This is a genomic window from Paenibacillus thailandensis, from assembly GCF_042685365.1.
GTDB lineage: Bacteria > Bacillota > Bacilli > Paenibacillales > Paenibacillaceae > Paenibacillus_AP > Paenibacillus_AP thailandensis.
In genome coordinates, this window is sequence record NZ_JBHUMY010000041.1 from 34,415 (window position 1) to 54,661 (window position 20,247).

Here is a 20,247-nt window from a genome sequence, read left to right on the forward strand (position 1 = left end):
CCGGAACGATCCTCTCTCTTGCTTAGTTAAAGCCTAACAGTTTGAACATAATCGCCGCCGCTTCTGCGCGGGACGCGTTGGCTTTCGGATGGAAGCTGCCGTCGCCGACTCCGTTCAAGATGCCGGACTGCCGCATCGCCTTCACCGCATCCGCGGCGTAAGCGCTAATGTCGGCTTCGTCTGTGAATGCTGCCTGGCTGCCCGGCGGCGTGCCCAGAACCTTGGCGACCGTTGCAGCGCGGTAAGCCATTACAGCCATCTCTTCTCTCGTAATACGGTCGTTAACGCCGAAGGTGCCGTCGTTCTTCCCTTTGACGATGCCAAGCTTCTCGGCCGTCGCAACCGCATCGTAGTACCAGGCGCCCGCTTTCGCGTCCGTGAAAGAGCTCGAAGCTCCCTCCTCTATCAGCTCAAGCGCGGACATGAGAAGCTGGAGGAACTCGCCGCGGGTGATCGCGCGGGCCGGTTCGAACTTCCCGGCTCCGGTCCCTTCGATAATCTCACGGGAAGCGAGAGTTTCGACGAACGATTGCGCCCATGCCGCCTTGCCCAAGTCGTCGAATTCAACCTTGGCATATGCAGCGGCGTAACGGCTGAAATGCTTCGGACGGAACGTGATCTTGCCGGTGCCGGCGTCGTACTTCACGTTCTTGACGACGACCAGTTCCCCGTTATCGCCGATGTAGCAGACGACGATCTGATTCGCTTTTTCGCCCGGCTTCAGCTGGTAGTCCATCTCGACGATGACCGGCTTGTTGCCTTTAAATTCGCTGACCTTCCGGCCGTCGACCGTCAGGTTGAATTCGTAAACCGGATACCCCTGAACTTGCTCCTTCACGCCGGCGGGCAGCGTCGAAGGATCGACCTGGGCGATCGAAAGCGACACTTTCTGCGAGCCGGAGTTCACCATGCCGCCCGTCGATTCGGTTGACAGGGACACCGACACGCCGCCGACGTTGACCGCAATTCGATCAACTTTATCGCTCGACAGGATCGGTTGTACCGGAATTTCGACCGTCACGCCTTTCAGTGTGCCGGATTCCGGTTTCACGTTAAACGCAAGCTGGCCGTTCGTTGCCTTCTCCAGCGCTTCCGTCACATCCCCGGCTTGCAGTTGAACATTAGCGTTACCGTCTGCGCCGGGCTTCACCATGATATCCGAAGGACTGGTTCCGGTATTGTTGCCGGTGTTGCCGCCAGCGTTGCCGTCAGTGTTACCCCCGGTGTTGCCGCCCGCGCTGTTTGTCTTCGCGGATACCGCAGCCGACATGACCGATTCACCGGATTCGTTCACGGCCGTGACTTTGAAGGAATACGCCGTGCCAGCCGCCAAGCCCGTGTTCGAAAACTGCGTGCTCGTGACAACGGCACTATTCGCTTTGACGTATTCTCCGTTGGTCGAACCGGAACGGTAAACGTTGTAGCCGGCAGCTCCTTCGACCGCATTCCAGCTCAGTTTAACGGTGCTTGCGTTCACCGTTTCGGCCGTCAATCCAGTCGGAACAGCCGGCTTCTTCCCGATAAGATTCAAAATGCCGTACACGGAGGTATCCTGGTAACCGGTGCCTGTCGTATCGTTCCATGCGGCAACGCTTTGACGGGCACCGTCCTTCGCGTCATTGACCTGAACGTCGAAACCGAGCTTCGTCCCGTTTGCCGGCGCAACCGCGGTAAACGGAATCTTCAATTCAACCGTATAGTTGGTCCCGGAAACCTTGGTCGCCGACACGAAGCCGGTTGCTTTGCTTGACGGATTGAAGGAAGTTTCATTGTCAAAGTTGACTCTGTACTGTCCGTCATCCGCTTGGTAAGAGAATGATTTGTCATTGTTCTGGTCCAGGAATACTTCGATGGAATCCTGTTCCCATGCGTTGACGCTTGCTTTGTCAAGCTGGGTGTCGCTTACCTGCATAAGAACGTACAGATACTGATCGTCCCACAGCGCTTTGGCCTCGCCGGTCGCGCCCTGCCATGCCGATTGATAGCGATTGACCGGGAGTGCGGCCGCTTGGCTCCAAACCTCATCAACCTCGCCGTCCACGGCAGGCGTACCGTAATTGGCGCTCGCTTGAAGAGCGTTTGCAGATGCAGGCGGGTGGTCCGCAATAAACGCAGCCGGATCGATTACGCCGTAATAAGCCGGTTTCGCTTGCAGGTCGCCGTCGAATAGCAACGGGTTGTTTGCTTTCCTCCAGCTTGAAGCGTCGTTCAATCCCCAGAAAGTTACGCGCTCGATTTTATCGGCGTGCGCTTTATAGATCTGGAACAATCTCGCGTACAAATAGGCCTGGGCAATTGCTTGCTGTTCCGTAATCGTACTGTCGCTTCCGGCCTGAACGTCAAGCTCCGATACGCTGACGGTTACGCCCAAGGAGATGAATTTCTCCAAAGAAGCTTGAACATTCTCAGGCTTCGTATTGAGGTTGTAGTGCGCTTGCATGCCGACACCATCGATAAGCAGTTTGCCGTTGTGAGCTGCGGCGTATCGGTCGTTGATGTCTTTGACCATGTTGTAAATGGCCGTCGCCTTATTTTGGTTATCTTCGTTGTAATCGTTGTAATAAAGCTTAATGTTCCAATCGGGATGCGCGTCCAGCACCTCCCTTGCGATCAAGAAGGCTTGCTCGACGTAGTCGTCTCCGATAGCCATTTTCCAAGGAGAGTTGCGAAGAGCCGCTTTGTAATCGCTCGGATCGGTGATGCCGTCGTTGATCGCTTCGTTGACGACGTCCCAGGAAACGACTTTATCGCCGAAATGCTCCATAACCGTCGTAATATGCTTCCGCATATTGGCGAGAGCCGCCTCGCGGGACAGTGGAGAACCGTTTTCCGTGGTCAACCACGCAGGCGTCTGCTGATGCCATATGAGCACGTGTCCATGCAACAGAAGGCCTGCATCTTGAATTTGCTTTACAAGCGCATCTTCCGCGGTGAAGTCAAAATTTTTGTTCGAATCGTAGGCATAATCCGGCTTCATCGCGTTTTCCGCCGTAACGACATTGTGATGCTTCATCAGAAGCTCGTAACGAAGATCCCCGTCAAATTCCGTCGAGTTAACCGCGTTACCGATCAAGAAATCGTCTTTGTAGACATCTTGAATCGGGATCAAATGCTGAATCGGTTTCGGCGCTCCTACGGCACCGAGATAAGAAATGACAAAGTCATCCATATAGAACGTTACGGGTGCTTCAGGCTTTTGAGCGGTTTCTACATAAGCTTTCAATACGGCCGGAGTGGTAGCCAGCGTAAAATCACCCGCCAACTCCACCCATTGGCCGTCGGTTGCTGTCACGTTTGGCGATACGTTCGCGAAGGTGCTGTCACCGCTCTGCACACTGATCCGAAGTGAAGTCGGCGTCTGTCCGGCAGCCATTTTCACCCAAGCGGACAAGCGATATTTATGGCCTTTGTGCATTTTCCCCATTACATCGAGGATAGGGCCGTTATATTGAGTGGACACCGTAGTCTTCAAGCTCTTCGTTCCGCTTGCGGTATGATTGTCGTCAGTCGTGGCTTCGATGCTGCCGCCGGCGCCATCCCGGATAACCCAAGCACCGATGCCCTCTTCGAAAGCGGCGTTTATGCCGGATTGATCCAGGTTGCCTTCGTCAGGCGTAGTGCCCGGAGTAACATCCTTAATCAGCACTTCGTCGATAAAGATGTCCGCTGTGGAGGCAGAGGATGTTACGGACTCAACCCATATGCGGAGTTCCGCTGTGTTAGCCGGCACCTCGTATCCTTTCACTTCAAAGGTGGTCCAATCCGTGGAGGTCACCGCTTGGTTACCGGTCAACCAAGGATACTTGTTGGTCAACAGCGGCGAGTCTACTTTCGATGCAATATGGAAGGTATCGCTGCCCGAGCCTAATCGGACCTTAAGGGACAGATCGTAGGTTTTGCCGGATGTCATATAGCCGGTCAAGTTAAGACTAGGGCTGTTGCCTCTGTCGGTTCTCCCGGTGAACATGAGCGACTTGGATCCTTCCGATGCATAGGTTGCAGATACGACGGTTGTTCCGGGTCCGCCCCAGACGGATTCCCATCCGCCCGTCAGATCGTCCTCGAAGCTCTGGGACAAGACGACAGTACCGGCCGTCTCTGCCGAAGCTTTCGCTGCCGGCGCGAACAAGCCTGAAGGGATGAGCACAGCCGCTGCCAGCAAAATAGAGAGGACTTTTTTAAATGTGCTACGCATTAGTCGAATTCCCCCATGATTAGGATATTTGATTAGTAAAACGCTTACAATTATCGTTTTGGAAATCCTCCTTTCACCCTCAATCATAACGGGATAGGCAGGAACGTTTTACCCGAAGAATTAAAGATTATCCTTAAATTTCTATATAAACGATATCGGGGCAACAAAAAAAGATCGGTACGCGCCGCTGCCGCGCATCCGATCCGATCAAGCCTGAAGTAGGTCAGTCCGCCAAAGCATACGGACCGGACCTCGAGACCATGACTTACATAGACAACATCCTTTATACTCTTAGCGAGCCGCGGAACCCTCTTGCACCATAGTAGGACTCTGCTCCATTATGGTACACGAACACCGTGTCGTATCTGCGATCGCAAAAGATCGCCCCGCCGAGCTTTCTAATATTAGCAGGCGTTTGCACCCAGCTCGACGTTTTCAAATCGAAGTTTCCAAGTTTCTGCAGCTCCCGGTATTGTTCTTCCGTTAAAAGCTCAATGCCCATGTCAGCCGCCATTTCAATCGCATTATTTTGCGGTTTATGTTCTTTCCTCGACTCCAGCGCTTCACGATCGTAACAAACGCTTCTGCGGCCTTTAGGACTTTCCGCCGAACAATCGTAAAAAATATATTCGCCCATCTTATTGTCATAATCTACAACATCCGGTTCGCCGCCGGTTCTCTCCATTTCGTAGAGCGACCACAGTTTTTCAGTATGGGCTTCGAGCTTTGCTTGTACGTTAGCCCATTCAAGACCTTGATGACGGTTCATGTTTTTCTCAAAACGGGCTTTCAATGTTTTGAGCAATCCTTCGCTTTGTTCCGGCGATAAAACTTTTTCATTGCCGATTTTACTGTTTGTCATGTTAATTTCCCCTTTCAAGTAAGAATGTTCTCCTTCCTCACCAACAACACATAGCACTCCCACAAATGTGGATTACTCATTATTGACAATAACTAAATGGATGTGGTAAGTGTTCACCTTAATTTATAATACTCGTATTTCCTGCGAAGCCATTCAATGAGTAACTTCTTAAATACACCTGTCTCCATCACACGCTGTGAATCGCCTACTCTGTATGGGTCTGTAATCTTCACAGAGGTCTTATTCAGGTTAAGAACAACGTATCTTACGTCCCCAACTGTTGAATTGCTGACCTTACCGGTTAAAACTTCATCAATAGCATCAAGCAACCATTCTCCATTTTCATTTTCATCCTGAAGATTTGTTCCTATAAGCACTTCAACTAAGTCGTAACCTATAGTTTAAAGTTCAAGACTGATTCATCTTGATTCAAATAATGATCCTCCTTAGTGTGTAAATCGGGGCATTATGGCTTTGTTAAGCTCCAAAAAATCTCGGTCTCATCATCGCAGTAAAACCCTTCAAGGTCACAGGACTGAACAATTTGTTCCACCGTATCTTTATTAGCGATTTATATTGAATAATAACGAGACAGGTTTAATTAAAGCCCTTGAATTAATGCAAATTATTTAGAATAAAATCTTCAACTAAAGGAATTTGATTTTGGTCTGATATTCTAAAATAGTAATATATTTGATTACCCAGTAAGTATATAGTTTCATTATTGTCCTTATATATATTTACCTTGTTACTGCCAATCTTTTTATTTGCAACAGGAACTTGATTTAAACCAATTTTACTATTCGAAATTTTTACTTCTATACCATTTACATACTCAATTTGTATAAGTGGAGAGGTAAAGCCATCTACATACTGTTTTGCTTTTAACACTTCCCAGTCAGGCAACCTTAAGTTCTCTACGCCTAAGATTTCAGATATTTGATTTTGGTCTATCTCTTTATAGTCCTCTTTATTAATCAATACATAGCTAAGTACTACAATTAATAATACAAGAATAACCGCTGAAAGGTATACAAACTGTTTTTTCATTTTTAACTCCTTTCTTCTAGCTACATTAAAAATATAAAGCATGCTTGGTAAAAACCAAACATGCAGAATCCAAAGGAACACCTATATAAAAATAAGCTTAGTAACCTGTTGGCCCAGATGTTGTTGTATGTTTGTGATACAAAGATTTGTGGTCGATATCTTGTGAGCAAGTTGCCGAATAATTTTGATATACTGCCCAAGATTTGCAATATCTCTTAGATGCGTCGGTAGCATAATCACCATTAGTTAGGCTTAAGCAAGGAGCACCTGCCCCAATTGCTAAATCACAATCACTTGTTATAAAATTATCTGCTGCTGCAATTGCGTGATGTTCCTCTTTATAATATTTTTGATCTCCATATTTACCATTAAATCGATTACACGTCACATAAGCATATGCTGAATATGTCGCGTCATTATGATCATCATGCGGTATAAGCGTTTCTCCTTTTTTGCCACCAGAGTAAGGAGTCACTTCAGCAAACGGAGTTATAGACATCGATGTCGAGATTTCATTATTATCAGAATTTTCTTCAGATCCATCCATAAATGTTAAGAAATTTACTTTTGTAGTTAAGCTAACATTTGCAGTTTCCCCAGAAATAACCTCGAACTTTGTAATGCCATTTTCAACCGAATTATGCTCAATACTAATTTTATGTTCGCCTTGTACTAATCCATTTACAACAAAATTTCCATCTTCATCAGTAGTAGTTGCAACTTCCTCATCAACAATAATACTTGCACCTACTAATGGATAATATCTTACAAAACCCTCGCTAGTTTCAATCCATCCGGTTTTAACCAGTTGCTCTTTTTCCTCTTCACTTGGAACCGGGAAATCTGCAGAGTAAGGTAAAATCAATTGAATGCTTGCAGTCCCTTTTACTCCTGATAATCCAGCTGCAAATATTGTTGGAGCTATTGAAAAAAGCACAGATTAAGGATATAAAAAAACTGCGACAAATTTTCTCATATTTAATCCTCCAATCATTTGGTGGTCCTTTGGTATGAATATTAACTTCTATGAATTCAAAGTTAAGGTTGAGTATGTTTTTCTATCGATTTTATATTTATTCTTTAGAGATTCTATTAAAGCTATTTTTTCATTGAACATATTAGCAGCCAAGTATTCTTCTGTTATTAATTCCTTATCTTTAGGCCATTGAAGTGATAATTTTTCCTCAATACTATTTACTAAGACAATTTGATGTGAATCTCCATTCATGATCATAGTCATTTCGCCTTCAAGCAAATCTGCAATTTGGTTATACAGCGGGTTCTCACTATTAACCAATTCATTCTTCTTAGAACTCTCTTTTATTCCTAGAGTACTTTCAGCAATATCAATGTTTTTATCTCTTTGGTACAACGTTAAAAGCTTAGAGCCCAATTCATGATCAATTGTATAAATGGTTACGTTGGTGGCAGTTGAAACAAGTGATTTTTGATTATCTTTAAAGAAAGCCTCAATAACGGTTTCATCAATAGTTCTCTTTAGAACAGCCTTAGTAAGAGCGATCTCATATTCTACTTGCACCTGCCTTGAAGTTAATTTATCACTTTCAACGGACTTTCTAATATCTTTTAAGTTAACTCCTAAATTCTTTGCCTCAATTTCTATTAGTTTTTGAGCTGTTAAATTTTCTGCAATTACGTCGTAGTATTGATCGACAAATACTTCTGAAATATCCGATAGAGTAATCTCTTCATTCTCTACCTTTATCGCTATCTCGTTGCTCGAATTTACTGAACATGCACTCAATAACATTAAAGAAAATAATGAAAAAAAAAATAATTTAATATCCTCAACTTCTCTACTCTCTCCTTTATCAAATTGGCAACCATTCCCCTACTGGTTGATTTGGCTCATACTCTGGACGGACTGAACAAACTACTACAAGCAGTCGGGGGTTCGCTTGAAAAACAGATCATCAAAGTGTCTGGCTGCGGTGGCGACCGCAACCGGATGAAGCGCCCGATCATGGGTGGCTATGCGGCGGAGTACAGTGACTATGTGGTTGTTACATCTGACAATCCACCTTCGTAGAATCGAGAACAGATTCTGGTGGATATCGAGGCTTGTCTCCGAGAGAAGAATTATTCGGTGGACAGTTATGAATTGACAGCGGATCACACACGAACGTGCTGTCTCAATGGCGAATCCAGGTGATGTCGTAGCCATTGCACGCAAATTCGAATGGCGTATTGATAATGAATATCTTTTAAATAAAAACGGGTCTGTCCAGTTTTTGTTGTTACAGCCTTGTAAATGGGCTTCAGATCAGCCGTTACCTTCTTCAGATCTTTGTAGGAAACGTAACGGGTAGAATTGCGGATTCGGTGGATGATGCACTTCTGGATCTCCGTGTTCGGATAGCAGGCGAAAATGGCATCAGAGAAGCCTGTGAGGTTATCCACACAAGTGATCAGAATGTCTTGAACCCCACGGTTACACAGGTCGCTCAAGACGCTGAGCCAGAACTTGAAGGACTCCTTCTCCCCAATCCACATGCCCAGCACGTCCTTGTTGCCGTCCAAATCGATGCCAATGACCATATAGGCCGCCTTGTTCACGATGGCACAGTCTTGCTTCACTTTGTAGTAAATGGCATCCATAAAGACGACCGCGTAAATGCTCTGCAGCGGCCGGTTCTGCCATTCTTTGATGAGTGGGACGATCTTATTCGTCGCGTTCGAGATCATCATTGGAGAGACTTCAATACCGTATAGATGGTTTAGATGATCCTCCGGGGAAGTTAGTTCCGAACCCTGTTCATGCTCCTACGGTGCAGTTAATATTCGACCTCTATCTAAACAAAGGTATGGGCGTTCAAGCGATAGCCAACTACTTGAATGACGAATTAGGCGTGCTACCTTCAAGAAAGAATACAGAGAAGTGGTATGACTCCTCTATCCGCTTGGTGCTGACTAACCGCCACTATATTGGCGACTTGGTTCAAGGGCGTTCCAAGGTGGACGTTAAGAGCAAGAAGTTTCTTCAAGAGAAGGGTTATAAGAAACGGCATAAAATCGAGGAAAGCGAATGGATAGTCATTCCTAACCAACATGAACCGCTTATTACTCGTGAGATGTTTGAAGCCGTTCAGGAGAAAATGAAGCAAAAAGCTGTGCGAGTGTTCAGGGGCAGGGGGCGTAAATCCTTATTTGCGAGGGTCGCATTCTGCGCGGATTGTGGAGCAGGAATGAACTTCAAAAATGACCGTCAGTCCTATGTATGCTCAACGTATCAAAAGAACACGGTTAAAAAGTGTTCCTCGCATATCATCAAGCATGACGTTCTAAAAAAGGCTGTCCTTGCTCATCTCAAGGATTTAATTGATAACTCGTTGAATATGCAATCATTGGTTGATGTGACTATCCAAAGGGCAGGAATCAAGAAAAACAACGCCGTTAAGGAACTTGATAAGGTTCAACGCGAAATAAGCAAATTGGATAGGGAACTTGTACAGCTTACAAGGAAATGGACGAGCGGCGATATTGAAAAGGAAATGTTTAATGCTTGTTCTGTGGCGGTCAAGAACGAACGCCAAGCACTAGAAGAACAAGGGGCGCGACTTCAAGTAGAAATCGCCCACGAACACGATACAGAATCGCGTGTATCAGCGTTTAAGGCGGAGTTAATGAAGTTTACCGCGCTAGACGTAAGTAACGAGGAAATCCTGAGGGATATGATTCAAAAGACGATTAACCGTGTGGACGTTCACGAAGACGGTTCAATCGAAATCAGTTACAACTTCCAAAACCCACTAAAACAGAGGGCGTAGCCTTTAATTAGGCTCGCCCCTCCATTCCATCAATATTACGCACTCCACATGGCTCGTCTGCGGGAACATGTCCACCGGCTGCACCCACTCCAGACGATAACCTTCGTTCAGCAGCACGTTGCAGTCTTTGGCCAAGGTGGCCGGGTTGCACGACACGTAGACCAGCCGCTTCGGCTTCGCTTCGGCTATCGCGTGAAGCAGCGGCAGCTCGCAGCCGGTGCGGGGCGGGTCGACGACCACGACGTCGGGCCGGATGCCGTTACGCACCCACTCCGGCAGCACCTGCTCGGCGCGGCCCTCGACGAAACGCGCGTTGTCGATGCCGCTTGCGCGCGCGTTGTCCCGCGCGTCCTGCACCGCTTCGGGGATGAGTTCGATACCCCGCACCTCGCGGGCATGCGGCGCCAGCCACAAGCCGATCGTACCCGTGCCGCAATACGCGTCGACGACAAGCTCGTTGCCGGTAAGGGACGCCGCTTCCCGAACCGAATTGTACAGCTTGACCGTCTGCTCCGGATTCAATTGGAAGAACGCCCTCGGCGAAAGCGAGAACTTGACGTCTCCAAGCTCCTCCTCCAATCGTTCCTTGCCCCACAGAACCGTCGTTTTATCGCCGAATATAAGCGGCGACTTGCTCTTGTTGACGTTCTGCGCGATCGTGACGACCATCGGCAGCCGCTCCCGGATGCGGTTTACCAGCTGCCGGGAGTCCGGCAGCCGGTCGGTCGCTGTAATCAAAGTCAGCTGCACATGGCCTGTCGCCTGGCCGACGCGGGCCACGATCGTGCGAACCGCGCCTTCGCGCGTCCGTTCGTTGTAGATCGGGATGCGCAGCTCCGAGAGGATCGTTTTGACCCGGTCGATCGCTTCGTTGACCCCGGGATGCTGCACCGCGCAGCCGCTTACGTCGACCAGCTTGTGGGAATCCGCCGCATAAAGCCCGGTTATGACCGATTCGCCCGCAAGGCCGGCTTGCAGCTGCGCTTTGTTGCGGTAGCCCCATGGATCGTCCATGCCGAGAATCGGCCGGAGCGGCAGCTCGCTTAAACCGGCGTAACGCTGGAACGACTCCCGCACGATCTCTTCCTTCGCTTTCAGCTGCGCTTCGTAGGTCATATGCTGCAGCTGGCAGCCGCCGCAAACGTCGTAAACCGGGCAAGGAGGCGCTTGCCGGAACGGCGATTTCTTCTCGACCTCGATAAGCTCGGCGGTCAAGTACCCCGGGTTGACCTTCGTCACCTTCGCCTTGACGACCTCGTCCGGAATCGCCCCGTTAATAAAAACGGCCTTGCGCTTGTAATACCCGACGCCTTCGCCGTTAATGCCGATCCGCTTGATCGTCACGACGATGCGGTCGCCCGCCTGCAGCTCGTCCGCATGGCGCGCCCCTTGGGACGCCGCCTTGCCATGCGGCGCTGCTTCGCGGCCTTCGCGGCGCGGTTGCGGTTTCGATCCCCGGAAACCGCCGCTGTCCTGCGCGGAGCCGCGCGGGGCCTCTCCGGCTTGGCGCGAACCTTGCGAAGCATAACCGCGCAGGTCATGCGCTCCCGCTTTGCGCGGGCCGCGAGCCGAAGCTTCGCCGGGCTTTCCGCCTTGGCGCGAACCTTGCGGGTTAGCCCCGCGCGAATCCCGTTTTGTTTTATTCTGTATGTTAGCCCCTTTGCCGGGGTGCAAACGTTCTTTCATCGTCGACCGTCTCCGTCCTGAAGGATTTCGTGTCCACTATATCATGTTGGCGGGGCGAAAGCCACAAGGTCCCCGAAGAGGTGCAACAGCAAAGCATTGATGCGATAATTCGCCATAACGAAAAAGCAAAAAACCACAAGAGAAGCCTCTTGTGGCTTTCAATACCCGTCAGGTTGTCCAATTATCCTCTACGCTTGCGGGTCATCACATCGAAAATAACCGCCGCGGCCAGCACCGCCCCGCGAATCATATACTGGTACGAAATGCCGACGCCCAGCAGGTTCATGCCGCTGGAAAGCGAAGCCATGACGATCGCGCCGATAATCGAGCCGGTGACCTTGCCTACGCCGCCGGCAGCGGAGACGCCGCCTACGTAAGCGGCCGCAATCGCGTCAAGCTCGAACAGCGTGCCGGCCGTCGTCGTCGCCGACTGCAGGCGGGAAGTGAACAGAATGCCGGACAATGCCGAAAGCAAGCCCATCGAGCCAAACACGATATACGTAATTTTGTTCACGTTGATCCCGCTCAAATGCGCAGCTTCCGGGTTGCTGCCTACGGCGTAAATATGGCGGCCGAGCACCGTTTTCGTCGTCAAAAAATGATAAACCGCCACGACGGCCAGCATAATGACCACCGTCCACGAAAAGCCGTTATACCCTGCGATCACCCAAGTCAAATAAGCGATAATCGCCGACACGAACGCCAGCTTAAGCGCAAACATGCCCCTCGAAATGACCTCGAATTGATATTTCAGCTTGTTGCGGCGTTTGGAAATTTCGCTGTAAATAAACAGAAGGATCACCAGAACGCCGATGATTAGAGAAAGCAAATTCAACCCGCCGACGGTGGCGATCGCCGGAATAAAGCCGTTGCCGATCGCGTTGAAATGCTCGTCCTTAATGCCGATCGTGCCGGTCTTCTCCGTTACTCTGAGCAGCGCCCCCCGGAAAATAAGCATCGCCGCAAGCGTGGCGACGAACGAAGGAATGCCGAGCGCCGCCACCATCGCGCCGTTGAACAGACCGATAACGACGCCCAGCACGAGAATAATCGGCACGGTCAAATAGACCGGAACACCGCCCTGGGTTAATAAAATGGCGGCAATCGCCCCCATAAATCCGGCCGCGAACCCGACGGACAAATCGATATGGCGAATGACGATGACAAGCGTCATGCCGACCGCCAGCACGGCGATGTAGCCGGTCGCGTCGAGCAAATTGCTAATGTTGCGGGATGACATAAACAAGCCGTCCGTCAATATCGTAAAGACGATCATAATAACGGCCAAAGCGATATACATGCCGTATTCGCGTATATTGAACGTCGCAAGCGGCGATCTTTTTTCGTTTGGATTGATGATGCCGAGCGGCTTCGTTTCCGTTTCGTTCAACACTTTCATGGGACGCCCCTCCTATTGCGTGGCGAGCTGCATGATTTTTTCCTGATCGGCCTCTTCGATCGGCAGCTCGCCCGTAATCCTGCCTTCGGCCATCACGTATATGCGATCGCTCATCCCAAGCACCTCGCCGAGCTCGGATGAAATCATCAGAATGCTCATCCCTTGGCCGATCAGCTCGTTCATGATCGTATAAATTTCGTATTTGGCCCCTACGTCGATTCCGCGCGTCGGCTCGTCGAGAATAAGCAGCTTGGGCCCGACGAACAGCCACTTGCCGAGCGATACCTTCTGCTGGTTGCCGCCGCTCAAGTTGCCGACGATTTGCGCCACGGAGGGCGCTTTCACGTACAGCGACTCTTTATAACGGTTGGCGACCGCCACTTCCTCGTTATCGTTTATAACCCCTCGTTTCGAAGAAATGTCTCGTAAATTCGCCGCGGTTACGTTGCTTTTGATATCTTGAATAAGGAACAGGCCGTCGCCCTTCCGGTCTTCGGTTACGTAAGCGATGCCCGCCCGAATCGCGTCGCTTGTATGCTTGAACGCGGCGGGAACGCCCTCCAGCAGCAATTCCCCTTGCAGTTTGTAGGACCTCGGATTGCCGAAAATGCTCAGCGCCAGCTCCGTCCGGCCGGAGCCCATTAAGCCGGCTATGCCGACGATTTCGCCTTTTTTGACATGCAGATTGACGTTGTCCGCGACCTTCCTGCCAAGCTGAGCGTCGTACGCGCTCCAGTTGCGGACTTCGAGGACGTTGCCGCCAAAAGCTTGGCGCGGCCGCTTCGGATAAATGTCGTCGATCTCGCGGCCGACCATGTTTTTAATAATGACGCTTTCGGAAATTTCGCCTTTCGCCGCGTCGAGCGTGCAGATCGTTCGGCCGTCCCGAAGCACGGTCGCTTGATCCGCGATGGAGATGACCTCCTTCAGCTTATGGGAGATCATGATGCTCGTAATGCCTTGCCGTTTCAGCTCGCGCAGCAGCTGCAGCAAGTTTTCGCTGTCGTTTTCGTTCAGCGCGGCCGTCGGCTCGTCCAGAATGAGCAGCTTGACGTTTTTGCTCAACGCTTTGGCGATTTCGACCAGCTGCTGCTTGCCGACGCCCAAATCTTTAATCAGCGTTTCCGGATTGACGTCCAGCTTCACCTTCTGCAGCATCCGGTTCGCCTGCACGATCGTTTCGTTCCAATCGACGATACCGCCGCGCCGTTTCACCTCGTTGCCGGCAAAAATATTCTCATAAACGGTCAAGTCCGGGAACAAAGCCAGCTCCTGATAAATAATCGCGATCCCCGCGTTTACGCTGTCGCTGATGTTGCCGAACGTCTGCACTTTGCCGTCGAATACGATGTCGCCCGAATACGTGCCGTAAGGATATACCCCGCTCAGCACCTTCATCAACGTCGATTTTCCGGCCCCGTTCTCGCCGATCAGGCAATGGATTTCGCCCTTTCTTACTTTGAAATTGACGTCGGTCAGCGCCTTGACGCCGGTAAACGTCTTGGATATTTGCCGCATTTCCAAAATATATTCGCTCATCGTTCTCCCCCTCCGCTCCGGACATCCGCAGCAAAAACGGCGGAATAACGGCGGGAGCCGCTATTCCGCGCAGGCCGGTACAAGCTTCCTACCGCTTACAGGCCGGTGAAGTCGCTCGCTTGGTAATAACCCGAATCGACAAGCTCCTTCTTGACGTTGTCCTTGTCGACGATAATGACGTTCGTCTGCTTCGCCTTGACGTCGATCTTGCCGTTGTTATAGGAGCCGGTCGTCTCCGGAGTCTTGCCGTCGAGTACCGACACCGCCATGCCGATGGCGTCTTTGACAAGCGTGCGCACGTCTTTGAACACGGTCATCGATTGCTTGCCGTCGATAATGTATTGCGCGGTCGCTTTCTCGGCGTCCTGCCCGGTGATGACATAGCTCGTTATGGCGGAGTCGGTAGCGAACACGTCGGCGATGGAACGGGAAGTGGCGTCGTTAGGTCCAAGAATGGCGACATCGCCCTTCAAGTCGGCGGAAGCCGCGGTCAGATGCGTTTGCGCTTTGTTTTTCGCTTCGTTAGGGTCCCAGTTCGTTGTGACTTGGCCGATAATTTTGCTAAGCTCGTCGCGGGACAGCTCCGCTTTCCCTTTCAAAGCCTCGGCTTCGCTGGAGTTCGCGATGACGAACGTGCCGTCGGCGATTTTCGGTTGAAGCACCTGCCAGGAGCCTTGGAAGAATAAGTACGCGTTATTGTCCGAAGCGGAACCCGCATACAGGTACAGCGGCACGCCGGAGCCCTTCGCATGGTCGACGAGGTACTGCGCTTGAGCGGCCCCTACGGCGACGCTGTCGAACGTGACGTAATAGTCTACCGCGTCCGTATTCGTTATCAGACGGTCGTAGGCAATGACGGTGATGCCTTCCTTCTTCGCGGCTTCGACCGCCGCGGCCGCCGCATCTCCGTCCTGCGGGCAAATAATCAATACTTCGATGCCTTTGTTGATCAGCGTCTCTACGTTTTCTTTCTCCTTGGCCGAGGAGCCTTGGCTGAACAAAATTTCGGTCGAATATTTCGTCTCGCTAAGCGCGCTCTTGAAGCGCTCTTCATCCTGCAGCCATCTCGACTCGTCTTTCGTCGGAAGCACGATGCCAACGCTGATTTTGCCTCCGCTGTTGCTGCACGCGGCGAATAGAACCGCCATCATGACAGCTACGAGCATGATTGAAACCGCTTTGATCTTATTATGTTTCACTTCTATACCCCTCCCCAAAAATGGTGCATGGCTACCGGCAAGGTCAAATATAGCATGGGACAAGGGGCTTGAAAGCGCTAACGAATAGCACTCTTTTGCAATGATCTGTAATTTTTTGGCGAGGTATACTTTGACCGCTGCTTTGCACCTTTGGCCGATATCCCTCTGCTCAGTTAGAAAGTCGGGTTGGGATCCGCCTTTGGCTTCTCCCGTGATCCGGTCCGGTTATCCTTCCGCTTCTTTTCGCCGGTATCCCCTTAGCTCAGAGGGGACAGAAATTCATCGTCAAGGCAACGGATAAGCACAAAACTTCTCTTAACTTCGGGGAGAGCTACTTTAATGCTGCAACGGCCCCTGAGCTGCGGGGAGAACGGCATAAAGATCCGGGGAACGGGCTACCCTCCTAATTTTGGACACTAGCCACGTTCCTTCCGATGTAATGGTATTAAAGCGCAATATGGTTTGGTTTAATTGCACCAAGCGCTTTGAGAAAGACAATTCAACGCAGCAAGGTCATCGTTCCTTGTTCCGAGGATTGATGACCTTGCTTGCGTTAGATTGTCTAGTGGAGAATCTTTAACGACCGTGCAGTTATGAAATTAATATCACCGTTCCGCTTTTACGGCGAGTCGATGGCTGCGTTTCCTTTCGCGGAAACGCGGGGAGCCGGATGGCCCTGTTTATGCGCTTCCCCCCACTTCTTCATCGCCATGATGATTGGCTTCAACGTCAGGCCGTACTCCGTAAGCGAGTACTCCACTCTCGGCGGTATCTGCTGATACACTTCGCGGTGGACGATTCCATCCTCTTCCAATTCCCGAAGCTGCAACGTAAGCATCCGCTGCGTAATCGCCGGGCTCATGTTTCGAAGCTCGCTGAACCGCTTGGTACCATCCAAAAGGTGATACAGCAAAATTCCCTTCCACTTGCCTCCGATCCTTTCGAGCGTATACTCGACCGGGCAAGCCTCTCCTTCAGGATTTTCGCCGTGTCGGCTTTTACGGGGCATCTCTTCCTCGACCGCCTTTCATCGTATATTTTTTATACTATACTACAAAAATGTACGTACTTGCGAAAATGAATACAGCTCTTGTAAACTTCCATCAAACCCATGTTGCGAAAGGGAGGATGACACCTATGCCGAAAATGAAGGCGGTAGGGCTCGAACGGTACTTGCCGATCGAGCATGAGGATAGCTTGATGGATTTGGTCCTGGAAAAGCCGGTGCCCGGAGGGCGCGACTTGCTCGTTCGCGTGAAGGCCGTATCGGTCAACCCGGTCGACGTGAAAGTGCGCGCGCCGAAGTCAAAGGAGCGCGTGGAATCGCCGCCACGGGTGTTGGGATGGGATGTCGCGGGTGTTGTCGAGGCCGTCGGTCAGGAATGTGCGCTGTTCAAGCCGGGCGACGAAGTGTATTATGCCGGCAGCCTATTCCGTCCAGGGGGCAACAGCGAATTCCATCTGGTGGACGAACGAATCGCAGGCCGCAAGCCTAAGACGCTGGATTTCGCCGAAGCGGCCGCTCTTCCGCTGACTGCGATTACCGCGTGGGAAAGCCTGTTCGACCGACTCGGAATTGCCAAGGAGCGGAGTTATAACGAAGGACGGACCTTACTCGTCATCGGATCGTCCGGCGGCGTTGGCTCGATCGCCACCCAGCTTGCCGCTGCAGCCGGTTTGATCGTTATCGGAACCGCATCCCGCGAGGAATCGGCTCGCTTCGCGCGCGAGCATGGTGCCGCGCATACGATTAACCACTTCGAACCGTTTGTGCCGCAGCTTCAAGCTATCGGTTTCGCGAGCGTCGATTTGATTCTTTGCCTAAACGATACGGCTCAACATTGGGACCAGATGGCGGAAGCCATCGCTCCCCAAGGCCGCATCTGCTCCATTGTCGAGACCGACGAACGGCTCGACTTGACGAAGCTGAAAAATAAAAGCGTCACATTCGCCTGGGAAACGATGTTCACGCGGTCTACCTATCAAACGGCCGACATGATCGAACAGCACCGGCTGCTGAACGAAGTCGCGCGGCGGGTCGACGCCGGCGAGCTGCGCACAACGCTGACGAAGCGGTTGTCGCCGATCAACGCGTCTACCTTGAAGCAAGCGCACGCCCTCGTCGAATCGGGACGAACGATTGGCAAGATCGTTGTGGAATTCTTCTGACTGACCGGTTCGCCAATTAGCCCGGCGTGGCTACGCGTATTTAGCGCATGCCGTCCAGCATTAGCCCCGCGACCACGGCAGCAGCGACACGCCGAGTCCGGGCGCAACGAAGCCGTCCACCGTTCATTGACCGCTTAGGCAAGGGCTACTCCTTGTCTATAATTTCACTTTGTTCGACAAGATACCACCTAGTATTCTTAGCGGAATGAAGTTGCGATAAAACCTAACCGGCATGACGAAATGGGATAACGTCGGCTTCCCGGGATCTAAAGACGGTTTAATTGAGAAGTATGACAGACTGCTGTCATACTTCTTTTTTTATAATGACAACCGAGGAATAAAACAAATCCATGAAGTTTAAAAGGAGACGATAAGAATGACGAATCATCCGGCAGAAATGTACAAATACCACACATGGGCGAACCAAACGATCCTGGGGAGAATCAAGGAGCTCCCGTCCTCTGTGCTAAGCCAAGAAGTGAACAGCTCGTTTCCCACTATCGCCCATGCCCTTAGCCATATCTATGCGGTGGATAAGATGTGGTATCTGGTATTGACGGGCACCGGTATGAAAGAGGCGTTCCAAGCATGCATGCCGGTAAACGATAGCCGCCTGTATTCTGCGGATCAATACGCCGATATCTTTGCCCGGCTATCGGAGCAATACGGGGACTGGTTCCGAAGCCAAACGGATTTGGAGCAAACGATTCTGCTTGACAATCCGTTCGCCGGAATCCGCCAAACACGCTTATCTGAAATCGTACTGCATGTGGTCAATCACGGCACTTATCACAGGGGCAATATTTCTACAATGTTGCGTCAGCTCGGCCACGCATCGACCATGAACGACTATGCGCTTTTTTGGTATCAGGAACCTGTCAAATCCATTTAATTTACAACGCCGCAAGGTCAGGCAAGATGATCCGGGAACTCTTCCTGAACTACGGGGAGAGCGTCGTAAAGAAGCCGGAACCGCTCCTGAACTACAGGGAGAGCGTCGTAAAGAAGCCGGAACCGCTCCTAAACTACGGGGAGAGCGTCGTAAAGAAGCCGGAACCGCTCCTGAACTACGGGGAGAGTGTCGTAAAGAAGCCGGAACCGCTCTTGTAGACGTCTTCCCGGGCGTGGAAGCCGTCGGCGATGACGGTATCGTCGATGTTCTCCTTGTCGACGGCTATTGGCGACAGAAGCACGGAAGGCACTTCGGTTTTCCCGTTATTGACTTTCCGGTCTGCATCGACGGTCTCGCCTTTAGCCAGCTTGACCGCCAGCTCCGCCGCCGTTTCCGCCAACCGCTTGATCGGTTTGTACACCGTCATCGTTTGCGTCCCTTCAACGATCCGCTGGGCGCCGGCTAAATCCGCGTCCTGCCCCGCTACCGGAATACGGCCGGCCAATCCTTGCTCGGCAAGCGCCTGAACGACGCTTCCCGCGGTCGCGTCGTTTGCCGCGATGACGGCGTCGATCCGGTTGCCGTTGGACTTTAGCGCCTCGCGCATATTGGTTAAAGCGTTGGCCGGCCTCCAGTCTTTCGACCACTGGTCGTAAACGACCGTAATATCTCCCTTGTCGATAAGCGGCTGAAGAACATTAAACACGCCCTTCTTGAACATATGAGCGTTATTGTCCGTGTCCGCGCCGCCGATATAGACGTATTTGCCTTTCGGAACGAGCCGCGTTATCGCCTTTGCCTGCAATTCTCCGACCTCGACGTTGTCGAAGGAGACGTATAAATCGACGTCGGCGTTTTTGATCATGCGGTCGTATGAAACGACCTTGATGCCGGCTGCGTGGGCCTTCTGCACGATCGCCGCGGTCGCTTCGGCGTTATGGGGAACGACGACAAGCACGTCGACGCCTTCGCTGATCATCGTTTCCGCCTGCTCGATCTGCTTGGCGTCGTCGCCGTCCGCCACCATAATCCGTACCTGAGCCCCTAGCGCGAGCGCCGCTTCCTTGAACATATCCCGGTCCTTCATCCAGCGCTCCTCCTGAAACGTGTCCATGGAGAAGCCGACGATAATGGGGTTATCCGCGTCGGACGAAGCGGCTGCTTGCATGCCGTCGTCGTTGGATTCGCTTACGCCTTTGGCGGCACCTCCATCGAAGGAATCGCCTTCGCCCGTTCCGTTCAATGAGCCGGCTGTTAACCCGGAGGAGCGCTCAACCGCGTTGCCGGACATAGCTCCGGGAGGAACGGAACCCGCCCCCAGCAAGTTCCCGCTTCCTTCGCTAAAGCTGCAAGCGGAAACGACGCCCAAAAGCAAAACGAGAACTATCCATTGTATCGATGTAAAACCGGCTTTCACAGGGCTTGCCCCCTTATTGATCAACGTAGGCATAAGCGTTCGCTTATACCG

17 protein-coding genes and 1 pseudogene are annotated in these 20,247 nt (G+C 51.3%); 5 read left to right on the top strand and 13 right to left on the bottom strand.

The window, feature by feature from the left end; translation table 11 throughout:
• Positions 1 to 22: 22 nt before the first annotated feature.
• The 6 genes from ACFSW5_RS23905 to ACFSW5_RS23930 all read right to left on the bottom strand — a co-directional run bounded on the left by ACFSW5_RS23905 (position 23) and on the right by ACFSW5_RS23930 (position 7,878).
• Complete coding sequence (locus tag ACFSW5_RS23905) at positions 23 to 4,195, bottom strand: endo-1,4-beta-xylanase (RefSeq protein ID WP_379279016.1); 4,173 nt, start codon at positions 4,193 to 4,195, stop codon at positions 23 to 25.
• Between the two features lie 283 nt (positions 4,196 to 4,478).
• The gene (locus tag ACFSW5_RS23910; protein WP_379279164.1) at positions 4,479 to 5,057 is read right to left on the bottom strand and encodes a DUF4256 domain-containing protein; all 579 of its coding nucleotides are present in this window, start codon (positions 5,055 to 5,057) and stop codon (positions 4,479 to 4,481) included.
• Between the two features lie 113 nt (positions 5,058 to 5,170).
• Positions 5,171 to 5,434 (bottom strand): hypothetical protein, encoded by a 264-nt coding sequence (locus tag ACFSW5_RS23915; protein ID WP_379279018.1) that lies wholly within the window; start codon positions 5,432 to 5,434, stop codon positions 5,171 to 5,173.
• Positions 5,435 to 5,672: 238 nt separating this feature from the next.
• On the bottom strand, positions 5,673 to 6,107 hold the full coding sequence (locus ACFSW5_RS23920; protein WP_379279021.1) for a hypothetical protein: 435 nt from the start codon (positions 6,105 to 6,107) through the stop codon (positions 5,673 to 5,675).
• A 97-nt stretch (positions 6,108 to 6,204) separates the two neighbouring features.
• Entirely contained in the window at positions 6,205 to 6,972 is a 768-nt protein-coding gene (locus tag ACFSW5_RS23925; protein WP_379279023.1) for a carboxypeptidase-like regulatory domain-containing protein, read from the bottom strand.
• Between the two features lie 159 nt (positions 6,973 to 7,131).
• Positions 7,132 to 7,878 (bottom strand): hypothetical protein, encoded by a 747-nt coding sequence (locus ACFSW5_RS23930; RefSeq protein ID WP_379279025.1) that lies wholly within the window; start codon positions 7,876 to 7,878, stop codon positions 7,132 to 7,134.
• Between the two features lie 66 nt (positions 7,879 to 7,944).
• Here ACFSW5_RS23930 and ACFSW5_RS23935 point away from each other — a divergent pair, with 66 nt between their 5' ends.
• The gene (locus ACFSW5_RS23935) at positions 7,945 to 8,157 is read left to right on the top strand and encodes a glutamate ligase domain-containing protein (protein ID WP_379279034.1); all 213 of its coding nucleotides are present in this window, start codon (positions 7,945 to 7,947) and stop codon (positions 8,155 to 8,157) included.
• Positions 8,158 to 8,363: 206 nt separating this feature from the next.
• Here ACFSW5_RS23935 and ACFSW5_RS23940 read toward each other — a convergent pair.
• Positions 8,364 to 8,858: pseudogene (locus ACFSW5_RS23940) on the bottom strand (IS256 family transposase); the annotation flags it as partial.
• Here ACFSW5_RS23940 and ACFSW5_RS23945 point away from each other — a divergent pair.
• A complete protein-coding gene (locus ACFSW5_RS23945) occupies positions 8,780 to 9,895 on the top strand; it encodes a recombinase family protein (RefSeq protein WP_379279036.1) in 1,116 nt (371 codons plus the stop codon). The pseudogene ACFSW5_RS23940 and the gene ACFSW5_RS23945 overlap by 79 nt on opposite strands.
• 3 nt (positions 9,896 to 9,898) lie before the next feature.
• On the opposite strand, the gene rlmD is transcribed toward ACFSW5_RS23945, so the two are convergent.
• From rlmD to ACFSW5_RS23970, 5 genes are all read right to left on the bottom strand, one after another.
• On the bottom strand, positions 9,899 to 11,581 hold the full coding sequence (gene rlmD, locus ACFSW5_RS23950) for a 23S rRNA (uracil(1939)-C(5))-methyltransferase RlmD (RefSeq protein WP_379279038.1): 1,683 nt from the start codon (positions 11,579 to 11,581) through the stop codon (positions 9,899 to 9,901).
• 181 nt (positions 11,582 to 11,762) lie between these two features.
• Positions 11,763 to 12,881, bottom strand: coding sequence for a sugar ABC transporter permease (locus ACFSW5_RS23955; RefSeq protein ID WP_379279166.1), 1,119 nt, complete (start codon positions 12,879 to 12,881; stop codon positions 11,763 to 11,765).
• A 111-nt stretch (positions 12,882 to 12,992) separates the two neighbouring features.
• Positions 12,993 to 14,519: an ATP-binding cassette domain-containing protein gene (locus ACFSW5_RS23960; RefSeq protein ID WP_379279040.1), complete on the bottom strand. Its 1,527-nt coding sequence runs from the start codon at positions 14,517 to 14,519 to the stop codon at positions 12,993 to 12,995.
• A 95-nt stretch (positions 14,520 to 14,614) separates the two neighbouring features.
• Entirely contained in the window at positions 14,615 to 15,685 is a 1,071-nt protein-coding gene (locus tag ACFSW5_RS23965; protein WP_379279168.1) for a sugar ABC transporter substrate-binding protein, read from the bottom strand.
• Positions 15,686 to 16,337: 652 nt separating this feature from the next.
• Complete coding sequence (locus ACFSW5_RS23970; protein ID WP_379279042.1) at positions 16,338 to 16,727, bottom strand: winged helix-turn-helix transcriptional regulator; 390 nt, start codon at positions 16,725 to 16,727, stop codon at positions 16,338 to 16,340.
• A gap of 128 nt (positions 16,728 to 16,855) precedes the next feature.
• Here ACFSW5_RS23970 and ACFSW5_RS23975 point away from each other — a divergent pair, with 128 nt between their 5' ends.
• The 3 genes from ACFSW5_RS23975 to ACFSW5_RS23985 all read left to right on the top strand — a co-directional run bounded on the left by ACFSW5_RS23975 (position 16,856) and on the right by ACFSW5_RS23985 (position 18,997).
• Entirely contained in the window at positions 16,856 to 17,887 is a 1,032-nt protein-coding gene (locus ACFSW5_RS23975; RefSeq protein ID WP_379279045.1) for a zinc-binding alcohol dehydrogenase family protein, read from the top strand.
• Between the two features lie 376 nt (positions 17,888 to 18,263).
• A complete protein-coding gene (locus tag ACFSW5_RS23980) occupies positions 18,264 to 18,779 on the top strand; it encodes a DinB family protein (protein WP_379279047.1) in 516 nt (171 codons plus the stop codon).
• Between the two features lie 26 nt (positions 18,780 to 18,805).
• Positions 18,806 to 18,997 carry a hypothetical protein gene (locus ACFSW5_RS23985; protein ID WP_379279049.1) on the top strand — a complete coding sequence of 64 codons (192 nt, stop codon included), beginning with the start codon at positions 18,806 to 18,808 and terminating at the stop codon, positions 18,995 to 18,997.
• Here ACFSW5_RS23985 and xylF read toward each other — a convergent pair.
• Positions 18,955 to 20,196 (bottom strand): D-xylose ABC transporter substrate-binding protein, encoded by a 1,242-nt coding sequence (xylF, locus tag ACFSW5_RS23990; protein WP_379279051.1) that lies wholly within the window; start codon positions 20,194 to 20,196, stop codon positions 18,955 to 18,957. The two genes, ACFSW5_RS23985 and xylF, sit on opposite strands and share 43 nt — an antisense overlap.
• Positions 20,197 to 20,247 lie beyond the last annotated feature (51 nt).